Origin of the sequence: Baekduia sp. (genome assembly GCF_035318805.1) — a bacterium.
Lineage (GTDB): Bacteria > Actinomycetota > Thermoleophilia > Solirubrobacterales > Solirubrobacteraceae > Baekduia.
Window position 1 is genome coordinate 1 of sequence record NZ_DATHDY010000102.1, and the last position, 12,770, is coordinate 12,770.

The 12,770-nt window shown below is 71.1% G+C and carries 9 protein-coding genes; 5 read left to right on the plus strand and 4 right to left on the minus strand.

What is annotated here, in order from left to right; translation table 11 throughout:
* From VK501_RS21770 to fgd, 4 genes are all read right to left on the minus strand, one after another.
* Window positions 1-2,340 (minus strand): arylsulfatase (locus VK501_RS21770; protein ID WP_324341156.1); only part of this gene is annotated, 2,340 nt, incomplete at its 3' end.
* A 144-nt stretch (window positions 2,341-2,484) separates the two neighbouring features.
* The gene (gene cax, locus VK501_RS21775) at window positions 2,485-3,648 is read right to left on the minus strand and encodes a calcium/proton exchanger (protein ID WP_324341158.1); all 1,164 of its coding nucleotides are present in this window, start codon (window positions 3,646-3,648) and stop codon (window positions 2,485-2,487) included.
* Window positions 3,645-5,036: an aspartate ammonia-lyase gene (locus VK501_RS21780; RefSeq protein WP_324341160.1), complete on the minus strand. Its 1,392-nt coding sequence runs from the start codon at window positions 5,034-5,036 to the stop codon at window positions 3,645-3,647. The genes cax and VK501_RS21780 overlap by 4 nt, the downstream gene beginning before the upstream one ends.
* Window positions 5,037-5,038: 2 nt before the next feature.
* Window positions 5,039-6,037, minus strand: a complete 999-nt coding sequence (gene fgd, locus VK501_RS21785; protein ID WP_324341162.1) for a glucose-6-phosphate dehydrogenase (coenzyme-F420) — start codon at window positions 6,035-6,037, stop codon at window positions 5,039-5,041.
* Window positions 6,038-6,215: 178 nt separating this feature from the next.
* Here fgd and VK501_RS21790 point away from each other — a divergent pair, with 178 nt between their 5' ends.
* The 5 genes from VK501_RS21790 to VK501_RS21810 are packed head-to-tail and all read left to right on the plus strand — an operon-like array spanning window position 6,216 to window position 12,724.
* Entirely contained in the window at window positions 6,216-7,088 is an 873-nt protein-coding gene (locus VK501_RS21790) for an alpha/beta hydrolase (RefSeq protein ID WP_324341164.1), read from the plus strand.
* Window positions 7,088-8,479 carry a dihydroorotase family protein gene (locus VK501_RS21795; RefSeq protein WP_324341166.1) on the plus strand — a complete coding sequence of 464 codons (1,392 nt, stop codon included), beginning with the start codon at window positions 7,088-7,090 and terminating at the stop codon, window positions 8,477-8,479. Before VK501_RS21790 ends, VK501_RS21795 begins: the two co-directional genes overlap by 1 nt.
* A gap of 23 nt (window positions 8,480-8,502) precedes the next feature.
* Window positions 8,503-9,510, plus strand: coding sequence for an LLM class flavin-dependent oxidoreductase (locus VK501_RS21800; protein ID WP_324341169.1), 1,008 nt, complete (start codon window positions 8,503-8,505; stop codon window positions 9,508-9,510).
* Window positions 9,510-11,006, plus strand: coding sequence for an aldehyde dehydrogenase family protein (locus tag VK501_RS21805; RefSeq protein WP_324341170.1), 1,497 nt, complete (start codon window positions 9,510-9,512; stop codon window positions 11,004-11,006). The genes VK501_RS21800 and VK501_RS21805 overlap by 1 nt, the downstream gene beginning before the upstream one ends.
* Complete coding sequence (locus VK501_RS21810) at window positions 11,006-12,724, plus strand: thiamine pyrophosphate-binding protein (RefSeq protein ID WP_324341172.1); 1,719 nt, start codon at window positions 11,006-11,008, stop codon at window positions 12,722-12,724. Before VK501_RS21805 ends, VK501_RS21810 begins: the two co-directional genes overlap by 1 nt.
* The last annotated feature ends 46 nt before the right edge of the window (window positions 12,725-12,770 follow it).

Here is a 12,770-nt window from a genome sequence, read left to right on the forward strand (position 1 = left end):
GGCGACGGCCTCGCGCTCCAGGTCGACGTACGGATCGCCGCTGACGTCGATGGCCACGCGGTTGATCGTTCCGCCCGTGAACGCCCACGGCGCCTCGCCCGGGTAGTCGCCGGTGACGGGATCGCTGCTGTCGCGGCCGACGCACAGACCCTCGCCGCCGAGCGTGAACTTGCCTGGCTGGGTCTTGATGCGACCCTCGCCGACCTTCTCGTCGCCGTGGAACAGCGAGAGCGTGCCGACGGCGACGCCGGGCGGATCCTCGCCCTCCTTCTCGAAGGCGGCGGACAGGATCAGGCCTTCGCCGGTCGGCAGCTCCGCATCCGCGACGATCTTCTGCTCGAGGCTGCCGACGAAGCTGTAGACGTAGTGCAGGCGGTTGTCCTTGACGTAGAGGGCGTGGCCGCCGAACCGCGCGCCGTGGGCGAAGAGCACGCCTGCGGCTCCGGGCTCCGGGATGTCGACCACTGCCGCGACCGCGTAGGAGCGATTGAGGATGTTGACCGATTGGGACTCCGGCACGTCGGCGAGACCGGGGTAGTAGACATAGCGGTCGCGCGACTGCGACAGCATCGGTCGCGGCGTCGTCAGGAGCTCCAGGGGGGAGCGGTCATCGAGCGGGAACGCGTCGTTGGCGCCCGCCTCGGCGTACCAGAGGTTGATCATCTCCTGCAGGCGCTCGGGCTCCTCGGCGGCGAGGTCGTGCAGCTCGGAGCGATCGACGTCGACGTGGTAGAGCTCCCACGTGTCCTTGTTGAAGGCGTCCCAGCCGCTGAGCGTCGGGTGGGTGGTGACCGCCTTCCAGCCGTCGTGCCAGATGCCGCGCGAGCCGAGCATCGAGAAGAACTGCGTGTCGCGGGCGCTGGGCAGCGGCGCGCTGTCGAAGCTGTAGCGCATGCTCACGCCGTCGAAGCGGCTCTGCTGATGGCCGGCGATCGTCTCGGGCGGTTCGACGCCGAGCGCGTCGAGGATCGTGGGGACGATGTCGACCGCGTGGTGGTACTGCTCGCGGATCTCACCGTGTGCGCTGATGCCCTTCGGCCACGAGATGATGCACGGGTCCGAGCTGCCGCCGTTGAACTCGTAGCGCTTCCACATCTTGAACGGCGCGCTGAACGCCATCGCCCAGCCGTTGGGGTAGTGGTTGTAGGTCTTGGGGCTGCCGAGATCGTCGAGCATCGCGAGGTTCTCGGCGATGTCGTCGGGGATCCCGTTGGCGATCTTGTTCTCGTTGACCGACCCGTTCGGGCCGCCCTCGCCGCTGGCGCCGTTGTCGGACACCAGGATCACCATCGTGTTCTCGCGCTGGCCCGTCTCCTCCAGATAGTCCAGCAGCCGCCCGATCTGCGCATCGGTGTGTGCCAGGAAGCCGGCGTAGACCTCCGCCATCCGGCTGAACAGCCGCTGCTCCTCGGCCGACAGCGAGTCCCACGGACGCGTGTAGTCCACTTCCGGGAACGGCTTGCCGCCGGGGCCGGTGCGGGTCTCGGGCGTGCCGATCGGGTTCAGTGGCGGCAGCTCGGTGCCGGGCGGGACGATGCCCAGCTCCTTCTGGCGCGCGAGCGTCTGCTCGCGCAGTGCCTCGTAGCCCATGTCGAAGCGGCCCTTGAACCGGTCGCTCCACTCCTTCGGCGCATGGTGGGGCGCGTGGCAGGCCCCCGGCGCGTAGTAGAGGAAGAAGGGCTTGTCGGGCGCCAGCACCTTGGCGTCCTTGACGAACTCCAGCGCCTTGTCGGTGAGGTCCACGGTCAGGTGGTAGCCCTCCTCCGGCGAGCGCGGCGGGTCGACGGGGTGGCTGTCGTAGACCAGCTCGGGATACCACTGGTTGGTCTCGGCGCCCAGGAAGCCGTACCAGCGCTCGAAGCCGCGCCCGTTCGGCCAGTTGCGCCGCGTGGAGGCGAGGTTCATCTCGGCCTCGGGGCACAGATGCCACTTGCCGACCATGTACGTGTTCCACCCCTGGGCCTCGAGGATCTCCTGGATCTGGCCGTTCTCGGCCGGGATCACCCCGTTGGCGTTCGGGAACCCGCTGGCGCACTCGGTGATGCAGGCCATGCCGTTGCGCGTGTGGTTGCGCCCCGTCAGCAGGCACGACCGCGTCGGCGAGCACAGCGCCGTCGTGTGGAACTGCGTGTACCGCACGCCCTGGTCGACGACCCGGTCGATGTTCGGCGTCTCGATCGGACCGCCGTAGCAGCTCATGGCGGAGAACCCGACGTCGTCGAGCACGATGTACACGAGGCTCGATGCGCCGTCCGGCGCCTTGGGCGGCTCGAACGGCGACCAGTCCGGCACCGAGTCGCGGATGTCGGTGCTGATCTTGCCCTTGAACGGCTTGCTCATGACGTCACTCCTTGGGGTCCGCCGCGGTTCCCGGGGCGCACCGGGCGCACCGTGGGCGGTCGGACGCACGCTCCTCGATACCGCCGCACCGCGCATCACCCCGATCGGATGACCCTCCTCACACGCGCGCGGCCGAGTCCAGTCCTAGGCGAAGCCGAACGTCAGCGCCAGCACCACGTAGACCGCCAGCAGCTGCACGCCCTCGAACCAGGTCGACTCGCCGTTGGCGGTCACGTGCGCGGCGACCAGGACGGCGATGGCGGTCGCCCCGAGCTCGAAGCCGTTGAGCACGAAGGGCATCGGCGCCGGGCCGATCACGAACGACGCCAGCACCACGACGGGGACCGCGAACAGCGCGATCTGCGTGCTCGAGCCGATCGCGATGCCCACCGCGAGGTCCATCTTGCCCTTGCGCGCGACGGTCACCGCGACCCAGTGCTCGGCGGCGTTGCCGACGATCGCGACCACGATCATGGCGATGAAGAACTCGCTGAGCCCGATCGACTTGGCGGCGTCCGAGATCGAGCTCACCAGGATCTCGGAGAGCCCGGCCACCGTCAGCCCGGCGCCGGCCAGCACCAGCACCGCCGTCCGGACGCTCCACGAGCCGTCGTCGTCCTCGTCGTCCGTGGCGCCGGCGGCCGGCGGGTTGAAGAGGTCGCGGTGCGTCTTCAGGGAGAAGACGAGCCCGAGCCCGTAGGTGACCATGAGCACGAGGGCCACCGCGACGGACAGGTGCTGGACCGACGCGTCGAGGTGCACGCGCTCGGCGTGCACGCCCGGCAGGTGCGCCCCGCGGACGAGCTCGAAGATCGCGGGCATGACAAGGGCCGCGACGGCGAGGAGCAGCATCAGCGACTGCGCGGAGGTGGCGGTGCGGTCGAAGCGCTGCCGTTCGCGCCCGAGCCCGCCGACGAGCATCGCGCTGCCCAGAACGAGCAGGACGTTGCTCAGGATCGAGCCGATCAGCGAGGCCTTGACGACCTCCTGCAGGCCCGAGTTCAGCGCGAAGAGCGAGATGATGATCTCGGGTGCGTTGCCGAACGTGACGTTGATGAGGCCGCCGATCCCGGGCCCGGCCCGGTCGGCCAGCTCCTCGGTCGCGCGGCCGATCACCGCCGCGGTCGGCACCACGCCGGCGGCCGCGACGAAGAAGAGCAGCGCCGGCCCCGCGCCCAGCACGTCGAGGAGGACGGCGAGGGGGATCGCGGGCAGCAGGACCGACGACCACCCGACCGCGTCGACGACGGCGCGGGTGGGCCGCCGCCCGCTCGAGGTCGACGGGCCGCCGGCCGCCGTCGCGCTCACGCCACCGGCGGCGCGGCTGCGACGCCGAGGATCGACGCGAGCCCCGCGGCGTCCATGAGGCCGGAGGCGACGACGAGCGCGCCGACGTCCTCACCGGTGGACAGCGCGGTGCTGGCGAACTCCGTCGCGGCGTCGTAGCCGATGACCGGGGAGAGCGCGGTGACGACCGCGACGGTGCTGTTGACCCGGTGGCGGAGCGTCTCCTCGTTGGCCTCGATCCCGCGGACGCACCGCTCGGCGAGGGTGTCGCAACCCGCGGCCAGGTGGTCGAGGCTCTCGGCGATCGCCAGGTACAGGATCGGCTCGAAGGCGTTGAGCTGCAGCTGCCCCGCCTCGGCGGCCATCGTGACCGTGACGTCGTGGCCGATCACCTCGAAGGCGATCTGGTTGACGACCTCCGGGATCACCGGGTTGACCTTGCCCGGCATGATCGACGAGCCGGCCTGCACGGGCGGCAGGCGCAGGTCGCCGAACCCGGTGAACGGCCCGGACGACAGCAGCCGCAGGTCGTTGCAGGTCTTCGACAGCTTCACGGCGATCCGCTTGGCGACGCTGGAGAGCTGGACGAAGGCGCCCGCGTCCTGCGTGGCCTCGACGAGGTCGGGCGCCGCGACCAGCGCTCGTCCCGTGAGCGCGGCGAGCCGCTGCACGACGAGCGGCGGGTAGCCGGCGGGCGCCGTGATCGAGGTGCCGATCGCCGTCGCGCCCAGGTTGATCTCGAGCAGCAGGGCGCGGGCCTCCGCCAGCCGCACGATGTCCTCGCCGAGCATCACGCCGTACGCGCCGAGCTCCTGGCCGAGCGTCATCGGCACGGCGTCCTGCAGCTGCGTGCGGCCCAGCTTGACGACGCCGGCGAACTCGTGCGCCTTGTCGGCGAACGCGCCGCGGAGCCGCTGCATCGCGTCGGCCAGCCGCTCGGTGCGCGCGATCAGCGCCAGCCGGATCGCGGTGGGGTAGACGTCGTTGGTCGACTGCGACCGGTTGACGTGCTCGTTGGGGTGCAGCGTCGCGTAGTCGCCGCGGGGGCGCCCCAGCAGCTCCAGGGCACGGTTCGCGATGACCTCGTTGGCGTTCATGTTGGTCGACGTGCCGGCGCCGCCCTGGATCACGTCGACCATGAACTGGTCGTGCAGCGCACCCGCGCGGATCTCCTCGCACGCGGCGACGATCGCCTCGGCGAGCCCGGCGTCGAGCAGCCCGAGCTCGCGGTTGGCCTCCGCCGCGGCCTGCTTCACGCAGGCCAGCGACGTGACCAGATCGGCGTCGCCGCCGATCGTGCGGCGCGAGATCGGGAAGTTCTCGATCGCGCGGGCGGTGTGGATCCCCCAGTACGCCGGGTCGGGGACGTCGCGCTCGCCGAGGAGATCGTGCTCCGTGCGCGTGACCACCCTCAGCCGAACCTTGCGCGCAGCCTCGGGAGCACGTCCTTGGTGAAGAGACTGAGGAAGCGCTCCTGGTCCTCGCCGGGGCCATGGAACACCAGCTCCTCGAAGCCGAGCCCGACGTAGGGAGCGATGCGCTCGACGACCTCGTCGGGGTCGGTCGACACGATGAAGCGCGAGCTCGCGCGCTCGGGGTGCGCGTCGGCGAGCCGCTCGAGCTCGAGGGGATCCTCGGTGCTCATCTTCTCCTCGGCGGTGAGGGCGAGCGCGCCCCACCAGTGGCAGGCCTGCTCGGCGCGCTCGGCGTCGGTGTCGTAGGACACCTTGATCTCGATCATGTTCCTGATCTCCGAGACGTCGCGGCCGGCCGTCTCCGCTCCGGCGGCCACGTTCTCGAGCAGGCTCGTGTAGAGCTCCATCGGCTTGCCGCTGGTGCAGATGAAGCCGTCGGCGACCCGCCCGACGAGCTTGGCCGCCAGCGGCCCGCCCGCCGCGACGTAGATCGGGACCGGCGTCTCGGGCCGCTCGTAGATGGTCGCTCGCACCGTCCGGTAGTACTCGCCCTCGAAGTCGACGCGCTCCTCGGTCCACAGCCGGCGCATGAGCTCGATGGACTCGGCGAGGCGGAGGCGACGCTCCTTCGCCCCGGGCCATGCCGCGCCGGTGGCCGGCGTCTCGTTCATCGCCTCGCCGGTGCCGATGCCCAGGAACACCGAGCCGGCGCTCAGGTCCGCCACGGTGGCGAAGGCCTGAGCGACGATCGACGGGTGGTAGCGCATCGTCGGCGTCAGCACGCTCGTGCCGAGCAGGCTGCCGGGTCCCAGGCCCTGGGCCACCGCGCCGAGCCAGGTCAGCGCTCCGGGGGCATGCCCGCCGTTGTGGCGCCAGGGCTGGAAGTGGTCAGACACCGCGATGGTGTCGAGGCCGAGGCGCTCGCAATCCAGTGCCAGGTCCGCCAGTCGCCGGGCTCCGAACTGCTCCGCTGACGCCTTGTAGCCATACCTCACGTGACGAGCTCCCTCTGCGGTTTTACGCTTGACTTGGACATCGTATCCGATATTCTGAAGCCAAGAGGGCCGCGGATTTCTCCGGGCCGACCATCTCGGAGGAGTTCAGTTGCAGACGACGACCGTCCGTTTCTTCAGTGACGGCCATCAACTGGCAGGGCTGTGGCGTACGCCGGACGTGGTCGATCGGCCGCTTCGCGCGATCGTCCAGGGACCAGGATGGCTGGGCCTCAAGGACGCCAAGTTGTACGTGCGTTACCACGAGGCCCTCACCGAGGCCGGCTTCGGCGTCCTGGTGTTCGACTACCGCGGCTTCGGCGACTCCGAGGGTCCGCGCGAGCTCTCGCCGGCCGCGCAGCTGGCCGACCTGCGCAACGCCGTGACCTACCTGACCACGCGCGAGGACGTCGACGCCGACGCCATCGGCGTCTTCGGCACCGGCGGGACGGGCGGCGGCAACGCCGTGCTCCTCGCGCACGTCGACCCCCGCGTCCGCGTCGCCGTGAGCCAGGTGCCGGTGGCCGACGGGCGCGACTGGCTGCACCGCATGCGCTCCGAATCGGACTGGCTCGCCTTCCTCGGCGACCTCGATACGGACAGGCGCGCACGCGTAACTTCTGGTGAGGGCCGTCGCGTGCACCCGCGCGAGGAGATCATGGTGCCGACCGCCGAGCGGCGCACCACGACGATCAAGGCCGACGTGGACGACCGCATCCCCACGTCGGTCTCGCTGGCTGCCGCCGACGAGATCCTCGACTACCGCCCGCTCGACGCCGCCAAGCAGCTCGAGACGGCGCTCATGGTGATCGGCGTGGAGGGCGACGCGACGACGCCCACCGATCACGCCGTCGCGCTGTACGAGGCCGCCCTCGGCCCCAAGCGCCTGGTGATGCAGCGGCACACCACGCACTACGCGGCGTACGACGCGTACTGGACCTCGGTCACGCCGCTGATCGTCGAATGGTTTGAGCAGTTCGCTCGTGGCGCCGACGTCGTCGTGCGCTCCGCGAGCACCCAGAACGAAGTCATCGAATTGAGAGAGGAAGACTGATGTCCATCGACCTCAGGATCGCCGGCGGCGACGTCGTGACGCCCCAGGGGCGGCGCCCGGCGGACGTGCTGATCGACGACGGCAGGATCGCGGGAATCGTGGCACGTGGCCTCGAGATCTCCGACGTCGGCGAGACCATCGACGCGGCGGACCGCCTGGTCCTGCCCGGCATGGTCGACCCGCACGTGCACACGCGCGAGCCCGGGTTCGTCCACAAGGAGGACATCACCACCGCCACGCAGGCGGCCGCCGCGGGTGGCGTCACGACGATCTTCGGCATGCCGAACCTCGAGCCGCCGACGGCGAGCGCCCAGCTGCTCGACGAGGTGCTCGAGATGTACGCCGCCAAGTCGGTCGTGGACTACAACCACAACCCGGCCGCGACGGTGCCCAGCGAGATCGCCGCGATGGCCGAGCGCGGCATCCGCGCCTACAAGGTCTTCATGGTCGTCGACACGGGGCGCACCTACCCGCATCCCGCCGGCACGGGCATGCACGACCACGGCGACCTGCTGCGGATGATGGACACGATCCGCCCGACGGGCCTGCCGTTCATGATCCACCCGCACGACCAGGCGCTGATGGACTACATCGAGGGCGAGATCCTCGCCGGCGGCGACAACACCCCGGAGGGCTACGCCAAGGCGTACGCCGCGCGTGAGGGCGTCATCTGGGACACCGCCTGCGACGTCCTGCTGCGGCTCGCCGAGGCCGCCGACTGCCACGTGCACCTGATGCACATGCAGACGCGCCGGTCGATCGAGGCCGTCCGCCGCGCCAAGGCGCGCGGGGTCAAGGTCACCTGCGAGGTCAACCACTGGGCGCTGTTCCTCGGCACCTGGGAGCAGATCCAGGAGCGCGGCCCGTACGTTCTGTCCTACTGGGTTCCCGACGACGCTCGCGCAGCCGTCTGGGAGGGCCTCGCCGACGGCACCATCGACATGCTCTCCTCCGATCACGGGCCGCACACCCGTGAGGAGAAGGAGATCGGGTGGACCGAGATGTGGAAGGCCCACACCGGGACCCCGGGCATCCAGTACCAGCTGCCGCTGCTGCTAGACGCGGTCAAGCAGGGCAAGCTCTCGCTGGAGCGCGCCGTCGAGGTCACCGCGCAGGCCCCGGCCACCATCTTCGGGCTCGGCGAGTCGAAGGGCTCGCTGACCGTCGGCCACGACGCCGACGTCGTCGTGATCGATCCCGACAAGCGCTGGACGATCACCGACGACGCCGACCTCTCCCGCTGCGGCTGGACGCCGTACGACGGCCATGAGGCGAGCACCGCCGTCGAGACCACGCTCCTGCGCGGCTCGGTCATCTACGCCGACGGCAAGGTCCTCGGCAAGCCCGGCCAGGGGCAGATGGCGACCGGTCGGATTCCGGCCACCGTCTGAACAACAAAGGAGAACAAGAAACCATGGCCACCAAGTACGGGCTGCTGCTGCCCCATTTCGGCGAGTTCGCCGACCGCGACCTGCTGCTGGACGGATCGAAGCTGGCGGAGTCGCTGGGCTTCGACTCGGTCTGGGTCCGCGATCACCTCCTCTTCGAGCCGCACGGCGAGATGGAGAAGCCCAACCGCTCCTTCTACGAAGCGCTCACGACGCTCACCGCGATCGGCGCGGTGACCGACCGCATCGAGCTCGGCACCGGCTCGCTGATCCCGTTCCGGCATCCGCTCGAGGTCGCGCTGACCGTCGCCACGATGACCCAGCTCGTCGGCCCGCGCATCATCCTCGGGTTCGGCGCGGGCACGTTCGACCACGAGTTCGAGGCCGTCGGCATCGACACCAACATCAAGCGCTGGGACCTCGTCGAGTCGACCGCCCACATCCTCCGCAAGGTGTGGACCGAGAACAACGTCGACTACCAGGACGACTTCTTCTCGTTCAACGACGTCACGATCGAGCCCAAGCCCGTCGGCGGCTCGGTTCCCTACTGGTACTGCGGCGGCACGCCGGCCTCGGCGCGCCGCGCCGTGGAGTACTGCGACGGCTGGATGCCGGGACGGCTCTCGCTGCCCACCTTCCGAGCCCGCGTGAACAAGATGCGCGAGATGTCGCAGGAGAAGGGCCGCCCGATGCCGACCGTGGCCATCATCCCGCCGACGTCCGTCGAGGAGACCCGCGAGGCGGCGCTGCGTGAGGTCAACGTCGAGGGCCTGCTGACCTGGGCCAACAACGCCAAGTACTGGGTCAAGCCGCCGTCGGGTCGCTTCGAGACCTGGGAGGACCTGGAGGGCACGCTGATCGCCGGCGATCCCGACGACGTCGTCGCCGAGTGCCGCAAGTTCGAGGAGGCCGGGTGCGAGCACCTCGTCTTCGACTTCCGCTTCAAGTTCGATCGCTTCTTCGAGCAGATCGAGCTGCTGGGCAAGCACGTGCTGCCGCAGCTGCGCGGCGTGACCGCGGAGATCGGCGCCTGATGGAGACGGCGGGCCCCCGCATCCTCGAGATCGCGGCGGGCGCGAGCCCTGCGGACCCCCTGCCGCTGTTCGTCGGCGGCAGGTGGGAGGCGGCCGCGTCGGGCGCGACGCTCGACACCCGCGAGCCCGCGACGGGCAAGGTCCTCGCACGCGTCGCCGACGGCGGCGCCGAGGACCTGGCCCGCGCCGTGGCGCGCGGTCGGGAGGCCGCCGCTGCATGGGCGAGCATCCCTCCGGCTGAGCGCGGCGAGGCGATCGCCGCGCTGGGCGCGCGGCTGCGCGACGCCGCGGCCGAGTTCGGCGCGCTCGACGCCCGCGACACCGGGAGCCCGGTCGCGGCGATGACGGCCGACGCGATCAAGGGCGCGAAGGCGATGGCGCGGGCGGCCGGCCTGGCGACCGAGCTCAAGGGCGAGACCGTGCCCGCGACGGCCGGTCGGCTGCACTACTCGACGCTCGAGCCGTGGGGCGTGGTGGGACGCATCACCGCGTTCAACCACCCGATCCTGTTCAGCGCGGCGCGGCTCGCGCCGGCGCTGGTCGCCGGCAACGCCGTGATCCTCAAGCCGTCAGAGCTCGCGCCGCTCGCGCCGCTGGCGCTCGCCGAGCTCGCCGCCGACCTGCTCCCCGAAGGCCTGCTCAGCGTGCTGGTCGGCGGCCCCGCGCTCGGCCAGGCGATGGCGCGCGATCCGGAGCTCCGGCGGCTGTCGTTCACCGGCAGCCCCGGCACCGCGCTGGCCATCCAGGGCGGGGCCGCCGAGAGCGGCGTCATCAAGACCATGACCTTCGAGCTGGGCGGCAAGAACCCGATCGTCGTCTTCGGTGACGCCGACCTGGACGCCGCCGCGGGCGCCGTCGTCCGCGGCATGAACTTCACGCGCGTCCAGGGCCAGAGCTGCGGCTCGACGTCCCGCGCGTTCCTGCACAGCGACGTGCGGGAGGCCGTCATGGAGCGCGTCCTCGACGCCGTCGGCCGCATCCGCCTCGGCGATCCGCTGGACCCCGAGACCGAGATGGGCGCCCTGATCGACGATCGTGCGGTCCAGCGCTGCCGGCGCTTCGTGGACGACGCGGTCGCCGGCGGGGGGCGGGTCCTGGCCGGCGGCGCTGCGCCCACGGACCCGGACCTCCAGGACGGGAGCTTCTTCCTGCCCACCGTCCTCGACCGCGTCGACCACGACAGCCCGCTGGCGCAGCAGGAGGTCTTCGGGCCGGTCCTGAGCGTGTTCGAGTGGACGGACCCCGCCGAGGCGCTGCGCCTCGCCAACGACGTCCGCTTCGGGCTGACGGCGTCGGTGTGGACTTGCGACCTCGACGCCGCGTTCTCCATGGCCTCCCAGCTCGAGGCCGGCTTCATCTGGGTCAACGACGTGGAGCTGCGGTACGGCGGCGTGCCGTTCGGCGGCTGGAAGGACTCCGGCACGGGCCTGGAGGACGGCCTCGAGGAGCTCCTCTCGTTCACCCGTGCGCGCTTCGTGAACGTGAGGTTCGGCTGATGGCGCGGTACGGATCTGACCTCGTCGTCGACCTGCTGAAGGCGGGCGGGATCGAGTACGTGGCGCTGAACCCCGGCGCGACGTTCCGGGCGCTGCACGACTCGCTGGCGGCCCCGGGCGCGCCCGAGACGATCGTGGTGCTGCACGAGGAGATCGCCGTCGGCATCGCGCACGGCTACGCGAAGTCGTGCGGCCGGCCGATGGCCGTCTTCCTCCACGACCAGGTCGGGTTGCAGCACGCGTCGATGGCGCTGTTCAACGCGTGGGTCGACGCCGTGCCGATGGTCGTCGTCGGCGGCAGCGGTCCGCGCGACACGGCGCAGCGACGGCCGTGGATCGACTGGATCCACAGCGCCAACCCGGAGGCCGGGGTGGTGCGCGACATCGTCAAGTGGGACGCCGAGCCCGCGTCGGTCGAGGCGCTGCCCGACGTCATCGCGCGTGCCCTGCGCATCGCGATGACCCCGCCCATGGGCCCGGTCTACGTGGCCGTCGACATCATGATCCAGGAGGCCGATGCCACGTCGGTGGCCGTCCCCGGATCGTTCACGCCGCCGCCGGCGCCGGTGACCGCGCCGCGCCACGTCGTCGCCTCGGTGGCCGATGAGCTCGTCGCCGCGCAGTCGCCGGTGATCCTCGTCGATCGCGGGAGCGACGGGTGCGCCCCGGCGCTGCTGCGCCTCGCCGAGCAGCTCGCCGTGCCGGTGGTCGACCTCGGGGGACGGTCGTTTCCGGCCGAGCACTGGGCGGACCGCAGCTCGGCGGTCGCCGACGTCCTCGGCGAGGCCGACCTCGTCCTCGGCGTGGAGCTGCGGGACCTCACCTGGGGGCTGGGCGACGTCGATCTGCGCACGCGCGCACTGCACCGCCGGGTCGCCGCCGACGCGAAGGTCTTCTCGATCGGGCTCAACGAGCTGCGCCATCACGGCACCATGGAGCTCGAGGCCTTCGACCAGACCGCGACCCCGATCGTCGCCGACTCGGCGACGTTCCTGCAGGAGCTCGCCGAGGAGGTCGCCGGGCGCGACGCCGACGCCGGGCTCGTGCAGCGGCGTCGCGCGGCGCTCACGACGGCCCACGACGCCGAGCGCGCCGCGCATCGAGCGCGCGCGGCCGGCATGGCGGACGAGGCGCCGATCGCGCCGATCCACCTGGCCGCCGTCCTCGGGTCCGTGCTCGGCCACGACGGCTGGCAGCTGGCCAACGGGCTGCTCGGCCACTGGCCCCGGCGCCTGTGGCCGATGGTCGACGAGCGCTCCTTCCTGGGACGGTCGGGCGGCGAGGGCCTGGGCTACGGGATGCCGGCGTCGGTCGGCGCCGCGCTCGCTCAGCGCGACTCCGACGTCCTCGTGGTCAACGTCCAGGCCGACGGCGACCTGATGTACACGCCGCAGGCGTTGTGGACCGCCGCGCACCACAACTTGCCGCTGCTGACCGTGGTGCACAACAACCGCACCTACGGGCGCGACGAGGTCCACCAGCTCGAGATCGCGCATGCCCGCGGCCGCGCGACCGACGTCCCGCCACGCGGCATCAGACTGGAGGCGCCGAACATCGACTTCGCGCAGTTGGCGGAGTCGCAAGGCGTGCAGGGTATAGGTCCGGTCGAGGATCCAGGAGCGCTGTTCGAGGTCCTGGAGTCCGCCGCCGCGACCGTCCGTCGCGAGCGCCGACCGGTGCTCGTGGACGTCATCACCAATCGGGATCTCGCGCGATGAGCGCACTGGTGCGCCGTATGGGTCTACGGACGCGACACCCACTCAC